The sequence below is a fragment of the Cyanobium sp. NIVA-CYA 375 genome (assembly GCF_056108345.1).
This window is the reverse complement of sequence record NZ_JBSYHW010000032.1, coordinates 1-16,086: the sequence shown is the minus strand read 5'-3', so window position 1 is coordinate 16,086 and position 16,086 is coordinate 1. Positions and strand designations below refer to the sequence as shown.

General features: G+C 65.6%; 16 protein-coding genes. 8 read left to right on the top strand and 8 right to left on the bottom strand.

Annotated features, from left to right (window positions below; translation table 11 throughout):
* The first annotated feature begins 18 nt into the window (after positions 1–18).
* Positions 19–456: a peptide-methionine (R)-S-oxide reductase MsrB gene (msrB, locus tag AC01FP_RS09650; RefSeq protein WP_474479845.1), complete on the top strand. Its 438-nt coding sequence runs from the start codon at positions 19–21 to the stop codon at positions 454–456.
* 9 nt (positions 457–465) lie between these two features.
* On the opposite strand, the gene AC01FP_RS09645 is transcribed toward msrB, so the two are convergent.
* Positions 466–1,497: a PRC-barrel domain-containing protein gene (locus AC01FP_RS09645; protein WP_474479844.1), complete on the bottom strand. Its 1,032-nt coding sequence runs from the start codon at positions 1,495–1,497 to the stop codon at positions 466–468.
* 70 nt (positions 1,498–1,567) lie between these two features.
* Positions 1,568–5,167, bottom strand: coding sequence for a chromosome segregation protein SMC (smc, locus tag AC01FP_RS09640; protein WP_474479843.1), 3,600 nt, complete (start codon positions 5,165–5,167; stop codon positions 1,568–1,570).
* Between the two features lie 98 nt (positions 5,168–5,265).
* On the opposite strand from smc, the gene AC01FP_RS09635 reads away from it, so the two are divergent.
* On the top strand, positions 5,266–5,688 hold the full coding sequence (locus AC01FP_RS09635) for a glycine zipper domain-containing protein (RefSeq protein WP_474479842.1): 423 nt from the start codon (positions 5,266–5,268) through the stop codon (positions 5,686–5,688).
* Positions 5,685–6,071 carry a phage holin family protein gene (locus AC01FP_RS09630; RefSeq protein ID WP_474479841.1) on the top strand — a complete coding sequence of 129 codons (387 nt, stop codon included), beginning with the start codon at positions 5,685–5,687 and terminating at the stop codon, positions 6,069–6,071. Before AC01FP_RS09635 ends, AC01FP_RS09630 begins: the two co-directional genes overlap by 4 nt.
* Here AC01FP_RS09630 and AC01FP_RS09625 read toward each other — a convergent pair.
* Positions 6,068–7,234, bottom strand: a complete 1,167-nt coding sequence (locus AC01FP_RS09625; RefSeq protein WP_474479840.1) for a THUMP domain-containing class I SAM-dependent RNA methyltransferase — start codon at positions 7,232–7,234, stop codon at positions 6,068–6,070. The genes AC01FP_RS09630 and AC01FP_RS09625 overlap by 4 nt on opposite strands.
* 663 nt (positions 7,235–7,897) lie before the next feature.
* Positions 7,898–8,353 carry a hypothetical protein gene (locus AC01FP_RS09620; RefSeq protein WP_474479839.1) on the bottom strand — a complete coding sequence of 152 codons (456 nt, stop codon included), beginning with the start codon at positions 8,351–8,353 and terminating at the stop codon, positions 7,898–7,900.
* A gap of 171 nt (positions 8,354–8,524) precedes the next feature.
* Between AC01FP_RS09620 and AC01FP_RS09615 the strand changes: the two genes are divergently transcribed.
* The 4 genes from AC01FP_RS09615 (at position 8,525) to AC01FP_RS09600 (ending at position 13,476) form a co-directional block, all read left to right on the top strand.
* A complete protein-coding gene (locus tag AC01FP_RS09615; RefSeq protein WP_474479838.1) occupies positions 8,525–9,493 on the top strand; it encodes a DnaJ C-terminal domain-containing protein in 969 nt (322 codons plus the stop codon).
* Positions 9,494–9,518: 25 nt separating this feature from the next.
* Positions 9,519–10,520: a porphobilinogen synthase gene (hemB, locus tag AC01FP_RS09610; protein WP_474479837.1), complete on the top strand. Its 1,002-nt coding sequence runs from the start codon at positions 9,519–9,521 to the stop codon at positions 10,518–10,520.
* Positions 10,521–10,651: 131 nt separating this feature from the next.
* Positions 10,652–11,041: a VOC family protein gene (locus AC01FP_RS09605; RefSeq protein ID WP_474479836.1), complete on the top strand. Its 390-nt coding sequence runs from the start codon at positions 10,652–10,654 to the stop codon at positions 11,039–11,041.
* Positions 11,038–13,476 (top strand): endonuclease MutS2, encoded by a 2,439-nt coding sequence (locus AC01FP_RS09600; protein ID WP_474479835.1) that lies wholly within the window; start codon positions 11,038–11,040, stop codon positions 13,474–13,476. Before AC01FP_RS09605 ends, AC01FP_RS09600 begins: the two co-directional genes overlap by 4 nt.
* Before the next feature lie 44 nt (positions 13,477–13,520).
* Here the strand turns inward: AC01FP_RS09600 and AC01FP_RS09595 are convergent, their stop codons facing one another.
* Positions 13,521–13,796, bottom strand: coding sequence for a Txe/YoeB family addiction module toxin (locus tag AC01FP_RS09595; protein WP_474479834.1), 276 nt, complete (start codon positions 13,794–13,796; stop codon positions 13,521–13,523).
* A 165-nt stretch (positions 13,797–13,961) separates the two neighbouring features.
* Between AC01FP_RS09595 and AC01FP_RS09590 the strand changes: the two genes are divergently transcribed.
* The gene (locus tag AC01FP_RS09590) at positions 13,962–14,651 is read left to right on the top strand and encodes a Uma2 family endonuclease (RefSeq protein ID WP_474479833.1); all 690 of its coding nucleotides are present in this window, start codon (positions 13,962–13,964) and stop codon (positions 14,649–14,651) included.
* A 21-nt stretch (positions 14,652–14,672) separates the two neighbouring features.
* On the opposite strand, the gene AC01FP_RS09585 is transcribed toward AC01FP_RS09590, so the two are convergent.
* The 3 genes from AC01FP_RS09585 to AC01FP_RS09575 form a co-directional block, all read right to left on the bottom strand.
* A complete protein-coding gene (locus AC01FP_RS09585; RefSeq protein ID WP_474479832.1) occupies positions 14,673–15,020 on the bottom strand; it encodes a nucleotidyltransferase domain-containing protein in 348 nt (115 codons plus the stop codon).
* The gene (locus AC01FP_RS09580) at positions 14,992–15,183 is read right to left on the bottom strand and encodes a hypothetical protein (protein WP_474479831.1); all 192 of its coding nucleotides are present in this window, start codon (positions 15,181–15,183) and stop codon (positions 14,992–14,994) included. The genes AC01FP_RS09585 and AC01FP_RS09580 overlap by 29 nt, the downstream gene beginning before the upstream one ends.
* 250 nt (positions 15,184–15,433) lie before the next feature.
* Positions 15,434–16,086: hypothetical protein (locus AC01FP_RS09575; protein WP_474479830.1), on the bottom strand; the 653-nt coding region annotated here is incomplete at its 5' end.

The following is a 16,086-nucleotide window of genomic DNA, read 5'->3' as shown; positions in this document are numbered from 1 at the left end:
TGATTTTCGCTGAGTTCGATGGCTGCTAGTTCTTCCGACCCTTCAGCCTGCGGCCTCGACAGTGGCTTGGCCCGCGGGGCCAGCGAGGAGCAGTGGCGCCAGCAGCTAACGCCTGAGCAGTTCCGGGTTGCCCGCCAGGGCGGCACCGAGCGTGCCTTCAGCGGCGCCTACTGGAACCAGAAGGGCAATGGCAGTTACCACTGCATCTGCTGCGATGCCGAGCTGTACAGCAGCACCACCAAGTTTGATTCCGGTACGGGCTGGCCCAGTTTCTGGGATGGGGTAAGCCCTGCTGCTATCAGCACCCATACCGATACCGCCCACGGCATGGTGCGCACTGAGATTCGCTGCGCCAATTGCGACGCCCACCTTGGCCACGTTTTTAACGACGGCCCGGCCCCAACCGGTCAGCGCCACTGTGTCAATTCGGCGTCCCTGGCCTTCAAGGCGAGCTGAGGGGATTTTTTACCAGGGATCTCCTAGGTCGTTGCTAGGCAAGTCTTCAGCATCCACATCAAGCGGTTCGCGGTAGGGCGTGGGGGCTGGCCGCCGCTCTATAGGTCGAGGTTCTATTGGTCGAGCATCTAGAGGTCGTTCCTGCCTGGGCAGGGGTTCGGCCTGCAGTGGCCGGCGGCGGGGTTCTGCTGGGAGTTCGTCGTAACGGGTTTGCTCGTAGCGGCTCTCCTCCTCGTCGAGGTAGCGGCGCTGGCGCAGGGGTTCCCGTTGGCGCTGCTCGTCGAGTTCGACGTAATCAAACTCTTCATCGGACTCGAATACCTTGCTGGTGGCCGGCTGGATACGGCGCTGTTCTTGTACCGCTGGCTGCCCCGCCGCCAGTTGGTTTTCCACGGGCACCATGCCGGTGCGATAGCGATCCCGCTCCTCCTGTTCCCAGCTCGGCCCACCAATACCAAGCTTCTCCAGCAGCCCGGAGCCCAACTGCTTGAGCTTGTCTTCGGCGCCCTCGTAAACAATGATCCGATCCGGACCACTGCTGACAATCTCTTCAACCGTGAGTTCCCAGGTGCTCAGCACCCCTTCACCTAAAAGGGGGATTCCCAGGGCTCCGATCACCATGGTGGCCAGCTCACCGGTTTCGATGTCAAAGCTGAAGCCCAGCACCCGGCCCAGCTGGTCGCCCGCTTCGGTGATCACCTGGCAGTTGATCACCTTGCTGTAGCGGTCGGGATTGAAGCCTTCGGCTAGGGAGTCGGCGGAATCAACCAGGATCACATCGCCCACCTGACGGATCCGATCGAGGGGCATCCAGCGGGGCAGACCAGGCAGGAAGCGGGTGAGGGGGTTATCTCGCAGGCCAAGCGCCACTACTTCGCGTCGATCGATGTCCACCACCACCTCGCCGACCAAGCCTAGCCGGCGGCCGGTGTCGCGGGTGATCACCTGGGTGCCCATCAGCTCGGAGCGCAACCAGAGGCGATCACTCGGGGCGGCAGCGGCTGCCCCGGTATCAGCGGAAGGGGGGATGGAGGAGGTCAATGAAAGGGTCGTACCCGTGGCCCAGTCGGCCCATTGTGGCTCACCTGGTTCGCTGGGGAAGGGGGGCGGTTCAGGCGGCGGGCGGTAACCCGACCACCTGGGTGTGGGCGCCCCGGGCCTGGGTGACGCCAATGGTGCGGGTGGCGGCGGCGATCATCGGGCGCCGGTGGCTCACCACCATGAATTGGGCTTGGTCTGCCTGGCCGGCAATCAGGGCGGCGAGACGCTCCACGTTGACGCCGTCGAGGAAGCTGTCGACCTCATCTAAGGCGTAGAAGGGCGAAGGGCGGAAGCGCTGCAGGGCAAAAAGGAAGCTCAGCGCCGTGAGCGATTTCTCGCCGCCACTCATGGAGTTGAGGCGCCGCACCGCCTTGCCCTTGGGGTGGGCCACCAGGGTGAGACCACCTTCAAGGGGTGCTTCCGGGTTTTCCAGCTGCAGGTGCCCCTCGCCATCGGATAGCCCTTCAAAGATTGTGCGGAAGTGGCCATCCACTGCTGTGAAGGCTTCAAGGAAGGCCTCCTGGCGCAGGGTGGCCACGGTTTCGATGCGTAGCAGCAGCTCTTCGCGCTCCTTGCTGAGCACTTCGAGCCGCTCCTCTAGTTCCGCCAGGCGGGTTTCCAGCTGCTCAAGCTCCTCGAGGGCGAGCATGTTCACCGGCTCGAGGGCTTCCATCCGGGCTTGCAGGCTGCGCAGCTCCGCCTGCAGGGCCTCCAGACCCGCCTGCCGCACCTCCTCGGGGATCTCCGGCAGGGGCTCGGGCAGTTCCCGTTCCAGTTGGGCGAGGCGCAGCTGGTCGCCGCGCTGCTGTTCGGCCAGCGATTCGATCTCCTCACCGAGGCGTTGCAGTTCCCATTGACGCTGTTGCAGCACCTGGCGCTGGGCGGCCAGCTGAGCTTCGGCGGCATCGCGGGTGCGGCGGCTTTCGCCAAAGCGGGTTTGCAGCTGCTGCTGTTCGGCTGCCAAGGTGCTGCGCCGCTCTTGATCAGCCTGGTGCTGCTCTTTCCAGCGGGCGCGCTCCGCCACCAGGGTGTTTACAGCGGCCACCAACCGCTGCTCATCGGCGCTCAGGGCCTCGAGCTGGTTGCTGAGGCGCTCGGCGGCCAGTGCTCGCTCGCGCCGGGCTGCCAGCAGCCCATCACGCTGGCTGCGGGCCGAGGTCAGGGCGGTGTCGGCAGCTTCCAGCTCGCTCTGTAGACCCTGCCAGCGGGCCGCGTCGCCGGAGGACTGCAATGCGGCTTCGGCCTCTTCCATGGTGATTCGTTGCTGCTGCAGGGGCAACAGCAGGGATTCAAGTTGCTGCTGGCGTTGCAGATCGCTCTGCAAGGCCTGCTGCAGTTGGCCCAGGCGGCTGCCCAGCTGCTGCTGGCGTTGCAGTTGGGGGGCCAGGGCCCGCTGGGCGGCGCTGCGCTCGGCCTCCAGGCCCGCCTGGCGCTGCTGGTGCTCCAGCAGCCGGGGGCGTAGGGCTTCGAGCCGCTGGCCCAGCTCGGCTTCCTTGCGGCGGCAGGCCAGCAGGCTCTCGCCCAGCTCCAGCAAGCGCTGGCGCAGGGGCTCGGCTTCGTCGCCGTCCTGGCTGCGGCCGAAGCTGAGCTGGCTGCCCCGCTGTTGCAGGCTGCCGCCGGTCATGGCGCCGCTCTTCTCCAGCAGTTCGCCATCGAGGGTCACGGCCCGGCAGCGGCCCAGTTCGCGTCTGGCATTGGCCAGGTTGTCGAACACCAGGGTGTCGCCGAAGACATAGCGGAACACCTCGGCGTAGACGGGTTCGTAACCCACCAGATCCACTGCCTTGCCCACCAGCCCACCGCTGCCCGCGCCGCCACCCCGTTGCAGGGCGGCGCCGCCACTACCACCGGAGCCCCCCCGAATCTTGTTGAGCGGCAGGAAGGTGAGCCGGCCGGCGCGGCGGCTCTTGAGCAGCTCGATCGCCCGGGCGGCGATGCGGTCGTCGTCGACCACCACCTGGCCGAGGCGGCCGCCGGCGGCCACTTCCAGCGCCAGGCGCACCCGCTCCTCCACTTCGCCGAGCTGGGCCACCGGCCCGTGGATGCCGTCCATACCATCCTCCAGCAGCACCCGTAGGGCGCCGGTGCCGCGGCTTTCCTGCAGGGTTTCGCGGCGGCTGTCCAGCCGGGCGATCTCGCGCTCTAGCTGGGTTTGCTCCTGCTCCAGCCGGCTGCGGGTGCGCTGCTGCAGGGCCAGGGCTTCGGCCAGCTCCTGCACCTGCTGCTGCTCTGCTCGGGTGGCCTCCAGCACCTGCTGCCAGGCGCTTTCGGTGGCCCCCAGTTGCTCCTGGGCATTGCGATTGCTGGCCCCCTCCTGCTGTTCTTCGGCGCCGAGCTCGGCCAGGCGCTCCTGGTGCTGCCGCAGCCGCTCCTGCAATTGTTGCCGCTCAGCTTCCAGGGGGCTGATCTGCTCGCCCAGCTGCTGGCGGGCGCGGCTGCGCTGTTTCTGCTCCTCAAGCCAGCTGCTGGAGCGCCCTGCCACCTCGCCGAGCCGGCGGCGCGATAGCTCCACGGCGGCTTCGGCAGCGCGGCAGCCGGCTTCAGCGTCATTGAGAGCGGCTTGGTCGGAACTGGCCTCGAGGGCCTGCTGCTGCTGGCGCAGCTCGCCCTGGGTGCGGGCCAGCTCGTGGCGCTGGCGCTGCAGGGCCTCAGCATCTAGCTGGTGCTTGCCTGCCTGGCGGGTCAATTCGCGGCCACTGGCTTCCAGACCGGCCAGCTCTGCCTGCACGGCGAGCAGTTGGTCTTCACCGAGGGCCTTGACCTCGGCCTGGAGCTGCTCAAGCACCGTGGCGGCGGCAGCTAGCCCCGTTTCAGCTTCGCTGATCGCTTGGCGTTCAGTCTGTTGCTGACTGGCGAGGCTGGCGCTGCGTTGCAGCAGGGCAGCCTGGTTCGCCTGGGCCGCTTCAAAGGCCAGCACCTGCTCCTGCAGGCGGCCGTTGTGGAGGCGCTGGCGCAGGTCTTGATAGGTGCGGGCCTTAGCGCAGTCGCGCTCAAGTTTCTGGCGGGAGCTGAGCAGCTCCTGTTGCACGATTGAGCAGCGCTCCTGACGCTCCTGCACCTCGTCAAGCTTGCCGCGGCTTTGTTCGATGCGGCTATCGAACAAAGCCACCCCGGCTAGCTCATCGATGATGGCGCGGCGGTCCCGGGCGCTCATCGAGACGATCCGCGTTACATCGCCCTGCATCACCACATTGCTGCCTTCGGGATCCACCCGCAGGCGCCGCAGCTGACTTTGCAGCTGCTGCAGATTGCAGCTCACGCCATCGGCGCTGAAGCTGCTGGCATAGGTGCCGCCGGGGGCAACCCGCAGACGCCGGCTCACGGTCCACTCCTGTTGACCAGGCTTGATCCAGGGCCCTTCTTCTGGCGGCTCCAGTCCAGCTTCGGCCTGGTCGGGTTGCCACTCGCTTAGGTCAAAGCGCACGCTCACCGAGGTTTCGGCGGCCTTGCCTTCGCGCAGCATGGCGCTATTGATCAGATCGGGCAGGCGATCTGCCCGCATGCCGCGGCTGCTGGCCAGGCCCAAACAAAACAACACCCCATCAAGGATGTTGCTCTTGCCGGAGCCGTTGGGGCCCGTGACCACCGTGAAGCCTTCTTCCAGCGGGATCGTGATCGAGCCGCCAAAGGACTTGAAATGGGTGAGCTCGACCTGATTGATGTGAACCAACAGGCCCGTGCGCCGAGCAGGAGAAATGTAGCGGAGGCTTTCGAAAGCTCAACCCCCTCCTTACCTTGTGGCTTAGCTGGGTTGTCGCCCCCTTCGCCATGAATGCTGAAACGCCTCCCCGCGCCGCCAGCCCAGAGGGCTTCCGCGACCGTTTTGAAGCCCTGATTCCCACCATTCAGCGTGAGTGGCCCGCCGTTGCACGTCAGACCTTGGAGGCCACTCGGGGCAGTTTTGATGAAGTGGTTGAGGTGATTGCCAGCCAAACCGGCCGCACCGCCAATGCGGTGAAGGACCAGCTGCTCGATCTCCTCGAGGTGGCCGGGGATCAGACCAGCCGCTTGGCAGACAACCTGGCGCCCTTGGAGGCCCAGCTGGAAAACCTGCTCGATGAACTAAACACCACCCTGAGGCCTCGCATTGAGAAGCCGGTGCGGGAGCGTCCACTGCTGGCGATCGGCATCGCCACTGGAGTGGGAGTGCTGCTGGGTCTGCTGCTTGCCTCGGGCCGGCGTTCGTCATGAAGGATCCAAACTCGCCAGGCCCGGCCCGGGTGGCGGCGGGCCGGGTTGGCGCTCTGCTGACCTCGGTGATGGACCTGCACGTGCGCATTGCCCTGCAGGAGGTGGATCGGGAGAAGCGGCGCTTGATCAGTGGGGCCCTGCTGCTCAGCGGCGGCCTAGCCCTAATGCTGCTGGCCCTGATCGGCGCCGAGCTGGCTTTGCTGCTGGGGCTGCACGCGGCCCAGGGGCTGAGCTGGATCCATGCCGCCCTGGCTGTGGCGGCCCTGAACCTGGTGCTGGCTGGGATTTTTCTGCGGGTGGGCGGCCAGCTGCTCAAGGGCCCCTACCTACCGGAAACCACCGCCGGCCTAAGTAAAACCACCCGAGCGATCTTGGGTCGTTAGCGCACCTCGTAGTGCAGCCAACGGCAATCGATGCCGCCGTTGCTGATTGGGATGCGGCGGCTGGCCTTCATTTTGAGGGCGCCGGTGAGCTCCGGGTTGCCGCTGAGCAGCCACAGGCTCCAGCCGCCGCAACGCTCCTTCACCATGCGGCCCAGGTCGGCGTAGAGAGGCTCCAGGCCCTCACGCTCGCCGACGCGCTCGCCATAGGGCGGGTTGCACACCAGGATTCCTGGCCCTGGCGGAGGCAGGAAGTCGCGGCAGTCGCCCAGGCTCAGCTCCAGGGCACTTGCGATGCCGGCAGCCTCAGCGTTGCTGTGGGCTTGATCAAGCACGCCGGGATCCTGCTCCCGGCCAACGATGGGCGCCAGGGCTGCTCCACTGGGGAGGGTCTCTCGGGCCAGGTCGCTGGCCGCTTGCCGCTCTTGCTGCCAGAGCTGGGAGTCGAACTTTGGCCAGCGCTCCAGGGCGAAGTGGCGGCCCAGACCAGGCGCCCGGCCCAGGGCCAGGCAGGCCGCCTCAATTAGCAGGGTGCCGGAGCCGCAAAGGGGGTCGGCTAGGGGCACCGAGCCATCCCAGCCGGTGAGGGCGATCAGGCCGGCGGCGAGGTTTTCCTTGAGCGGGGCCAGGCCCATGGCGGCCCGGTAGCCGCGGCGGTGCAAGCTGCCGCCGCTGCCATCGAGGCTCAGGGCTGCTTCGCCGCCGCCCAGGTGCAGGTGGATGGAGAGGTCGGGATTGTCTAGGTCAACGGAGGAGCGGGCGCCCCACTGCTGGCGCTGCAGATCCACCAGGGCATTTTTGACCTGCAGGGCGCTGTAGTGACTGTGGTTGAGGCCAGGGGCGCTGCCGGTGGCATCGACCCGGAAGGTGGCACCAGGAGGCAGCCAGCGGCTCCAGTCGACGGCGCGCTGCACACCGTCGTAGAGCTCGTCCTTGCTGCGGCAGGGAAATTGAGCCAGTTCCAGCAGGAGCCGGAAGGGCAGGCGGGCTTGCAGGTGCAGCCGGTAGTAGCCAGCCAGGTCTGTTTGGAAGCGCACGGCCCGGCGTAGGCGTGCTACGGCTTGGCAGCCCAAGGCCGTGAGCTCAGTAGCCGCGGCGTCTTCGAGGCCCGGTGGCACAACCGCTATTCCGCTGATTGATGTGCCATTTGGTTCGGTGATGCCCACCCCTGCGTCGGCCCTTGCTTGCTGCCACAATGGACCAGTCCGGTTTCGACCTGACTAGGTGGCTCACACCAGTGCTTCGGACAGCGGTTCGATTCCGCTCAGCTCCATTCCCCCATCTCGGGGCTGCAATGGTTTCGACGGGGTATAAGGAGGGTGACTGAAGCCTGCTCGGTAAGAGCAAATCCGTAACAGCGAATAACATCGTTCGTTTCTCCCGTCAGACCGCCCCCGTGGCCGCCTGACCCTTTAAGGGAGATGGGGTGAGATCAGCCTTATCACCCAAATGATCCATGGGGCCTGGAAGGGCCCTTCCCATTGCAGCTCGCCGGAGCGATGGCCTGTCCCAACTGCGGCAGCTGGTCGGTTAAGGCGGATCGCAGCCTGGCTGGACGTCTGGTGTGTGGCCGTTGCGCCAGGCCGCTGGGGGCAGCCCAGACGCCCCGGCGTCAGCGGCGCTCCCGATCGAGGCGCCCGGGCCTGTCTCTGGGCATCGTCCTGCTTGCACTGGTGGCCTTGGCGGCGTTGTTGGCAGCCTGGGAGCAGCAACGCTTCAGGTTCAGTCCGCCGCCCGGCAATCTTGTGCCTGATTCGCAACCAAGAAGACCAGGATTATTCTGAGCATTGGGCTTAGGGATCCACTACCTCGACCGGACAACGCAGGCTTCAAGGCTTGCTTCCTTGAGCGGCGCCTGCTTTGAAGCCGCTCCACACTTTCAGTTCTTCAATGGTTTGTACACCTTCGCGGCGCTTCTTGCCCGCCAGGTCCCAGGTGGGGAAAGCCCGAATCTGGGCGGCCATGCAGCGGCTGCGGCCAGCGTCAGTTTTGTCGCACTCCACGTAGGGCAGGGAATTGCCGCCTTCCTTGCCAAACAGGTTTTTTTGCTGGAAGCAGGCCGGGCACCACCAGGCGCCATAAAAAACAGCTCCCTTGGCGCGCAGATGGGCGCTGAGCGCTTTTTGCTCCGGGGTCGAAGCAGCAAGGGCCTCCCCCAAGGTGGCAGTGGTGGAGCTGCTGGAAGAGTTGACCCTGCTACCGGCGCTGGCAGTGGCCGTAAAGCCAAGCAGCACTGTGCTCACGGCAATCAGCAGGCCGGAGCGCAGGGAGCCAAACCGGGGCATCAGCTTCCAAAAACAAAAATTCAAACTAGTTTCGCTGTTTGCTTTTTCCAGACTGTGTGGGCAAAACAGAGCCGATCGCCGTGCCGCCGCGTTCGGCCTTCCGCCCTTCCTTGGCCCAGCAGAAGTTCCCAGCGGCTGAGACACTGGGTTGGTGCGGTGGTTTAGGGGTCGATGAGCGCGAACGGCTTCCGCGACTACTTCAATGTGCTCGGGGTTGAGCGTGGCGCTGATGCCGACGCCATCAAGCGCGCCTTTCGCAAGCTGGCCCGCCAGTACCACCCGGATGTGAACCCCGGTGATGCGGGGGCAGAGGCCAAGTTCAAAGAGGTGAGCGAGGCCTATGAAGTGCTCTCCGATCCAGATAAACGCCGGCGCTACGAGCAATTTGGCCAGTACTGGAGCCAGGCGGGCGGTGGCTCGACCAGTGGCGGCGTGGACGTTGATTTCGGCCGCTACGGCAACTTCGACGACTTCATCAACGATCTGCTGGGTCGTTTTGGTGGCCCCTCCCCCGGCGGCGCCCCGGGAGGTTTCGGTTTCAGTTCAGGCTTTCCTGGCGGCTTTGCTGGCGGCATGCCAGGCGGCGGGCGTGGCGCCCCGATCAATCTCGATGCCGAAGCCAGCATCAGTCTTTCCTTTGCCGATGCCTTCCGCGGCTCCGAGCGCACTTTGGCCGTCAACGACGAGCGGGTGCAGGTGCGCATCCCGCCCGGTGTGAAGCACGGCAGCCGCCTGCGGCTCAAGGGCAAGGGCAACCTGCAGCCCGGCACCGGCCGCCGCGGCGACCTCTACCTCAATTTGCAGTTGCAGGACCATTCGGTGTGGAAGCTTGATGGCGACCAGCTGCGCGCTGAGCTGCCCCTCAGCCTCGATGAATTGGCCCTTGGCGGTGAGGTGCGGGTGGCGACCCCCGACGGTGAGGCCTCCGTGCAAGTGCCACCTGGCATGACCCTGGGCCGCAGCCTGCGGCTCAAGGGCAAGGGCTGGCCCCTCAAGGACGGCCGCGGCGACCTGCTGCTTACGCCGGTGCTCAAGTTGCCCGACCAGCTCAGCGCCGAGGAGCTCCAGCTGCTGGAGCAGTTGCGTGCCGCCCGCAGCGCTGATCCCCGCTCTGGCTGGATTCAGGCGGCCCGTCTCTAGGATCCGCGCCAGCCAGGCCGTTTTCATGGAGCTCACCTACCGTCCCCGCCGATTGCGCCGCACCCCGGCTTTGCGGGCGCTGGTGCGGGAGCATCACCTGAGTGCAGCCGATTTTATCTATCCGTTGTTCGTGCACGAAGGGACCACGAACGAGCCAATCGGCGCCATGCCAGGCGCGAAGCGCTGGAGCCTCGAAGGCTTGGTGCAGGAGGTGGGCCGCGCTTGGGACTTGGGCATCCGCTGCGTTGTGCTGTTTCCCAAGGTGGCCGATGGACTTAAAACCGAAGATGGCGCCGAATGCTTCAACGAAGGCGGCCTGATTCCCCGAGCTATTCGCCGGCTTAAGGAGGTGCACCCGGGCATGGCGATCATGACGGACGTGGCCCTCGATCCCTACTCCTGCGATGGCCATGACGGCATCGTCAGCGAAGAGGGGGTAGTGCTCAACGATGAAACGGTGGCGATCCTCTGCCGCCAGGCCGTGGCCCAAGCTCGGGCCGGGGCGGATTTGATCGGCCCCAGCGACATGATGGATGGACGAGTTGGGGCCATCCGTGAAGCCCTCGATGAGGAGGGATTTGAGCATATCGGCATTATTAGCTATACAGCTAAATACTCTTCTGCTTATTACGGTCCCTTCCGCGAAGCCCTTGATTCGGCTCCTCGGGTTGGTGCGGGCAAGCCAATCCCAAATGATAAATCAACCTATCAAATGGATCCGTCCAACGGACGTGAAGCGCTCACCGAAGCCCTGCTCGATGAACAGGAGGGAGCTGACATTTTGATGGTGAAGCCTGGCCTTGCCTACTTAGACATCATCTACCGTCTGCGTGGCGAAACCGAGCTGCCAATTGCGGCTTATAACGTGAGCGGTGAATACGCCATGGTGAAGGCCGCCGCTGAAAAGGGCTGGATTGATGAGCGGGCCGTGGTGCTTGAAACCCTGCTTTGCTTTAAGCGGGCTGGGGCTAATTTGATCCTTACTTATCACGCCTGCGATGCGGCGCAGTGGCTGCGCCAAGGCTAGTGACATCAGCTATCTGATATTCCCCTCTTCACCTTGGCTGGTACTGCCTGGATGGTCTCGGTGGTGAAGCTCGAGCAGATCCTCATGATCCGGTTCTGTAGCCCACAATGAACTCACATGGTTCAGTTGATATGACTCCTAACGCAGCCCATCATCTTGGCCATGTGGCACTGCGGGTGCAGGACATGGAGCGGGCTAAGGCCTTCTATGTCTCCCTGGGCCTGCAGCTCTGCTGGGATGCCCCCGATTGGGCCTATCTGCAGTGGCCTGGGGCCGGCACGGGCTTGGCCCTGCTCAGCCCTAGTTACAAAGCTGCCGGGCCCCATTTTGCTTTCCATTTCCGCGACCGCTCAGAGGTGGATGCGGTGCACGCCCAGCTTGTGGCGGCCGGCCGCTCCTGCGGCCCGGTGCATGACCACCGTGACGGAACTGCCAGCTTCTATCTCCAAGACCCGGAAGGCAACTGGCTCGAGATGCTCTACGAGCCCCCTGGCGGCATCCCCTCCAACCTGCCCGGGTGATCGACGTCACCGCCCCATTGGCCCCAATTCAGCAGGAGGCCCTGGAGCTGCTTGAGTGGCCCCGGCTCGCTGAGCAGCTGGCCAGCTTCGCCAGCACAGCTCCGGGCCGCTGTGCGTGCCTGGAGCTGGCCCTGCCCGCTTGCCTCGCTGCCAGCCGCAGCCTGCTAGCTGAAACCACCGAGCTTCTCGGCCTCGACGGGCTGCTGGAGGGGGGATTGAGTTTCCAGGGAGTTGCCGATATCGCGGCGCTGGTGACCCTCTGCGCCAAGGGCGGCACGGCTCCGGGCGAGGAGTTGCTGGCCCTGGCTACCACCCTGGCTGCGGCCCGCCGGCTGCGGCGCCAGATCGACGATCCCCAGCTGCGGCCCGTATGTACGGCCCTGGTGGCAGAGCTGCGCACCCTGCCGGAGCTGGAGCAGCGGCTGCATTTTTGCCTTGAAGAGGGCGGCCGGGTGGCGGATCGGGCCAGTCCGCCCCTGGAGGAATTGCGGCGCCAGCTGCTTGGGGCCCGCTCAGATCGGCGTGATCGACTGCAGGAGCTGATGCGCCGCTGCGGCGTCATGCTCCAGGACACGGTGATCTCGGAGCGCAACGGCCGTCCCGTGCTGGCTGTAAAGGCTGGCGCTGCCGCTCAGTTGCCGGGGCTGGTGCACGACAGCTCCGCTTCTGGACAAACGGTGTTTATCGAACCCCAGGCGGTGATTGCCCTGGGCAATCGCATACGGGACCTGGAGGGGCGCGAGCGCGAACTGGAGCGGGCCGTGCTGACGGCCCTGAGCGCCCAGGTGGGCGAGGAGGCTGAAGCTCTGGCCGCACTCCAGCAGGTGCTGGTGCGCCTGGATGCGGGGGTGGCCCGGGCGCGCTACGGGCAATGGTTGGGGGCGGTACGCCCGGAGCTGGCAGACGACCCCAGCGCGCCCTTCGAGCTGCGGGAGCTGCGCCACCCCCTGCTGCTTTGGCAGCAGCGGCGTCAGGGCGGCCATGCGGTGGTGCCCGTCAGCCTGCTGGTGGCAGCGGAGCTGCGGGTGGTGGCGATCACGGGCCCCAACACCGGCGGCAAAACCGTGACTCTCAAAAGCGTCGGCTTGGCGGCTCTTATGGCTCGGGCGGGCTTGTTTCTGCCCTGCAGCGGCACGCCGCGGCTGCCCTGGTGCGGCCAGGTGCTGGCCGACATCGGCGATGAGCAATCGCTGCAACAAAACCTCTCCACCTTCAGCGGCCACATCCGCCGCATCGCCCGCATCCTCGAAGCTCTGCCTGGGTCTGGCGCTGCTGGCGGCGCCTCCCTGGTGCTGCTCGATGAGGTGGGGGCTGGCACCGATCCCCTCGAGGGTTCGGCCCTGGCCACGGCCCTGCTCAAGCACCTGGCCGATCGGGCCCGGCTCACGATCGCCACTACCCACTTCGGTGAGCTCAAAGCTCTCAAATACGCCGATCCACGCTTCGAGAACGCTTCGGTGGCCTTCGATGTGGACACCCTCTCGCCCAACTACCGGCTGCAGTGGGGTATCCCGGGTCGCAGCAACGCGTTGGCGATTGCCCGCCGGCTGGGGCTGGGGGAGCCGGTGCTGGAGCTCGCCGCCGCCCAGCTGGAGCCCTTAGGTGAGGGCGAGGTGAACCAGGTGATCGCCGGCCTGGAAAATCAGCGTCAACGCCAGCAGGAGGCCGCCGAGGAGGCCGCTGCCCTGCTGGCCCGCACCGAGCTGTTGCACGAGGAGCTGCTGCTGCGCTGGCAACAGCAGACCCAGCAGAGCGCCGAGCTACAGGAACAGCGGCGCCAGCAGTTGGAGCGCTCGATTCGTCAGGGACAGAACGAGGTGAAGCGCATCATCAGGAGGCTGCGCCAGGGGCGCGATGGAGGAGAGGCCAGCAGCGCCGCCCTGGGTGAAACCGCCCGCCAGGCTGGCCAGCGGCTCAAATCGCTTGAGCAGCAGCACCGCCCCACCCCGGAGCGGCGCGAGCATCGCGGCTGGATGCCCGCCGTTGGCGACCGGGTGCGGCTGTTGTCGCTGGGCAAGGCCGGCGAGGTGCTGGCCCTCTCCGATGACGGCCGGGACCTCACCGTGCGCTGTGGGGTGATGCGGCTGACCCTGGAGCTGGCCGGCATCGAGGGGCTCCATGGCGAAAAACCCTCACCCCCTGAGGTGCGGGTGCAGGTGAAGGGGCAGCGGGGGTTGGGCGGCCGGGGCCCGCAGGTGCGCAGTGAGCGCAACACCGTTGATGTGCGCGGCCTGCGGGTGCATGAGGCGGAGGCCCAACTGGAGGAACGGCTGCGCGCCGCCAATGGCCCGCTGTGGGTTATTCACGGCATCGGCACGGGCAAGCTCAAGGGTGGCCTGCGAGCCTGGTTGGCAACGGTGCCCTACGTGGAGCGGGTGAGCGATGCCGAGCAGGGCGACGGGGGGGCTGGCTGCAGCGTGGTGTGGGTGAAGTGAGGGGGGCTGCCCTTCGGCAGGGCCATGACGCTCGCCCCAGCCAGTCACGCCTCTTCGTAGTGAGTCCACATCCGTAACACCTTCACCACACGCAAGTCCTCCAGCACTTGATATACCAACCGGTGTTGGATGTTGATGCGCCTGGAGCAGTATGCGCGGAGATCTCCCACCAGGGCTTCGTAGGGCGGTGGTTGTTGGAAGGGATCAGCAGCCAACAGATCAAGCAGGGCCTGGGCTTTCTGCTTTAGAGCAGGCGACGCGGAGGCAAGTTTGCAGGCATCCTTTTGAGCCTGTTTGGTGAATAAAACGGTCCAGCTCACCAGCCTGGTTTGCTGCTCAGTTCGGAGGCTTAGGTGGCCATTCCCTCCAGGATCGACTCGCGCATCCCGGGGATGGCCAACAGATGAAGCGTTTCCTCAAGACTCGAGTCGATGATGTGATCCTGGAGCTGCTGCCTTAGCCTTGGACCACCCTTCGGCAGGGACATGACGCTCGCCCCAGCCAGTAGCGAGGCGCCGCTTTCCTCCAGGCTGCCCTGCCCTGGGCTTTTGATCCCGGAACAACCGTGCGGCTCGCTTACCCTGCCGCTTCCGCTCAGCGGCAGCCTGAGGCTCACCCCAGAGCAGTTCGCCGAGCTGTGCCAGGCCAATCCTGAGGCCGTGCTTGAGCTGGCCGCTGATGGCTCCCTGATCCCGATGACTCCTACCGGCAGCGAAACAGGAGCCCGCAACGCCAACCTGCTCTTTCAGATTCAGGCCTGGGCGCGTGCCGCCGGCGGCTGCAAGGTGTTCGACAGCTCCACCGGTTTCCGCCTGCCGGACAACTCTGTGCTCAGTCCTGATGTTTCGCTGGTCGACCTGGATCGCTGGCAGGCCCTCAGCGCGGCAGAGCGCCGGGGCTTCGCGCCGCTCTGCCCCGATCTGGTGGTGGAATTGGCGAGTCCCAGGGACGACGGCCCGCGCGGGATCACGGCATTGCGCCAGAAGATGGCCGCCTACCAGCGCAACGGCGCCCGGCTGGGCTGGTTGCTGATCCCAGATGAGCGGACCGCGGAAGTGTGGGGACCGCTGGCCGATGGCAAGCAGGGCTGGCGGATCGGGGCTGCCACCCGGCTGGATGGGTCGCCCCACTTTCCCGCTCTGGTGCTGGAGCTGGAGGAAATCTGGGCGGGGTGAAGGGGAAAACTGGCGGGGTGGTCAGCGCTGCCAGAGCCAGCGGCTGTCGCTGGTCAGTGCCCGGGCCATGGCGGTGCCGGAGGCGAGTAGTTCGCCATGCTCGGCGGGAGTGAACACCAGGGCATCGCAGCTCAGGGGCAGATCAGCCAGGGGCCAGGCCAGCAGTCGCTGGTGCTGGGGGCCGCACGCCTCGGCATCGATCAACAGCAGATCGAGGTCGCTGCCCACGCCGGCGTCGCCGCGGCCGTAGCTGCCGAAAACGCCCACCCGCTCCAGGCCGGGGTGCTCCGCCGCCATCCGTTCGGCCCAGCCGGCAACCTGGTGAAGCACCAGCTCCGGCTCAGGCCAGCGCAGTAGTGATTGCGTCAACGATCGAACGGGCATGGCGCTGGGCGTCATCGCTTTGAAGCCTGCCGAAGTGATCACTCGGGGCTCCATCGGGAAGGCTATCGGGGTAACGGGTGGGGATGTAAAGCGCCGCCAGATCGAGATCGGAGTGCGCCTGATGCAGCCAGTCGGCGGAGCGGTTCATCGGCTGCGGTGGCTGGGTTCATTCTGGTGCGCTGCTTCAACTGTTGTTCGGCAATGGCAGGCTGCCCGGCTCTGGGGGATGGCTCCGCAGGAGCGCAGGTCGGCCGGTTCGGATGCCGCTGGTTTGGCCGACTGGTTGGAGCAGACCCTTCTCCATGCCGGAGTGATCAACCCCTGCCACCTGCTGGCTGGGGGGTGAATACAAAAAAAGCCCTGCCAGAGGCAGGGCTGAAGGGCATTGCAGGTGTGGATTACAGCTGCTCGACGGCCACTGAATCGGTGCTCACTGGGCTTTTGGCCAGGTTGATGCGGCGCCTCAGCCGGCGGCTGTAGGCGAAGGCCGCCCCGACGCCAAGAATGGGCAGAGGGCCAGGGACGGAAGCGGGAGCGGGGCTTGGAATGGGCGCGGAGAAGTTGCTGACAGTGGCGATGCCGGGGCCAAAACCACCATCTGATGAAAAAACACTGAAGCCGAATGTATCGCCGCTCGCGACGTTGAATGTAGTTGTGCCGTTCCCCTGAGAACCGTTATCTGCAAGTTGAGTGTAAAAGCCGTTCAAGAGATAGCCGAAGCTATCGTAGTTGCCGGAGTCTGTTGAGGAATAAGCCCAGTCGAATTTAACTGGGCCGCCGGCGGTTGCGGTAGTGATGTAATTGGTGAATATGTTCGTGCCCCCGGCATCATTGCCTGTCAGCGTGATCGAGCTAGGGGCCGCCGTAGTGTTAACGGATCCACTGCCCCCATTGGCATTGAAGGTCCAGTTGGCCGGGGCATAGTCACCCGCAAAGCCACTCTGAAGCGTGACGGCGTGGGCTGGGGTTGCAGCAAGGCCATTTGCCAGCAGCGAGCCGAGGTTTACGAGGCCGCCCGCCAGGCCAATCCAACTCGCTGGAGCGGTGCCAC

Coding starts and splice junctions, on each gene's coding strand:
- AC01FP_RS09580 (WP_474479831.1), bottom strand. CDS start 15,183: ATGAACCGCTCCGCCGACTGGCTGCATCAGGCGCACTCCGATCTCGAT.
- msrB (WP_474479845.1), top strand. CDS start 19: ATGGCTGCTAGTTCTTCCGACCCTTCAGCCTGCGGCCTCGACAGTGGC.
- hemB (WP_474479837.1), top strand. CDS start 9,519: ATGGAGCTCACCTACCGTCCCCGCCGATTGCGCCGCACCCCGGCTTTG.
- AC01FP_RS09620 (WP_474479839.1), bottom strand. CDS start 8,353: ATGCCCCGGTTTGGCTCCCTGCGCTCCGGCCTGCTGATTGCCGTGAGC.
- AC01FP_RS09605 (WP_474479836.1), top strand. CDS start 10,652: ATGACTCCTAACGCAGCCCATCATCTTGGCCATGTGGCACTGCGGGTG.
- AC01FP_RS09630 (WP_474479841.1), top strand. CDS start 5,685: ATGAAGGATCCAAACTCGCCAGGCCCGGCCCGGGTGGCGGCGGGCCGG.
- AC01FP_RS09635 (WP_474479842.1), top strand. CDS start 5,266: ATGAATGCTGAAACGCCTCCCCGCGCCGCCAGCCCAGAGGGCTTCCGC.
- AC01FP_RS09615 (WP_474479838.1), top strand. CDS start 8,525: ATGAGCGCGAACGGCTTCCGCGACTACTTCAATGTGCTCGGGGTTGAG.
- AC01FP_RS09590 (WP_474479833.1), top strand. CDS start 13,962: ATGACGCTCGCCCCAGCCAGTAGCGAGGCGCCGCTTTCCTCCAGGCTG.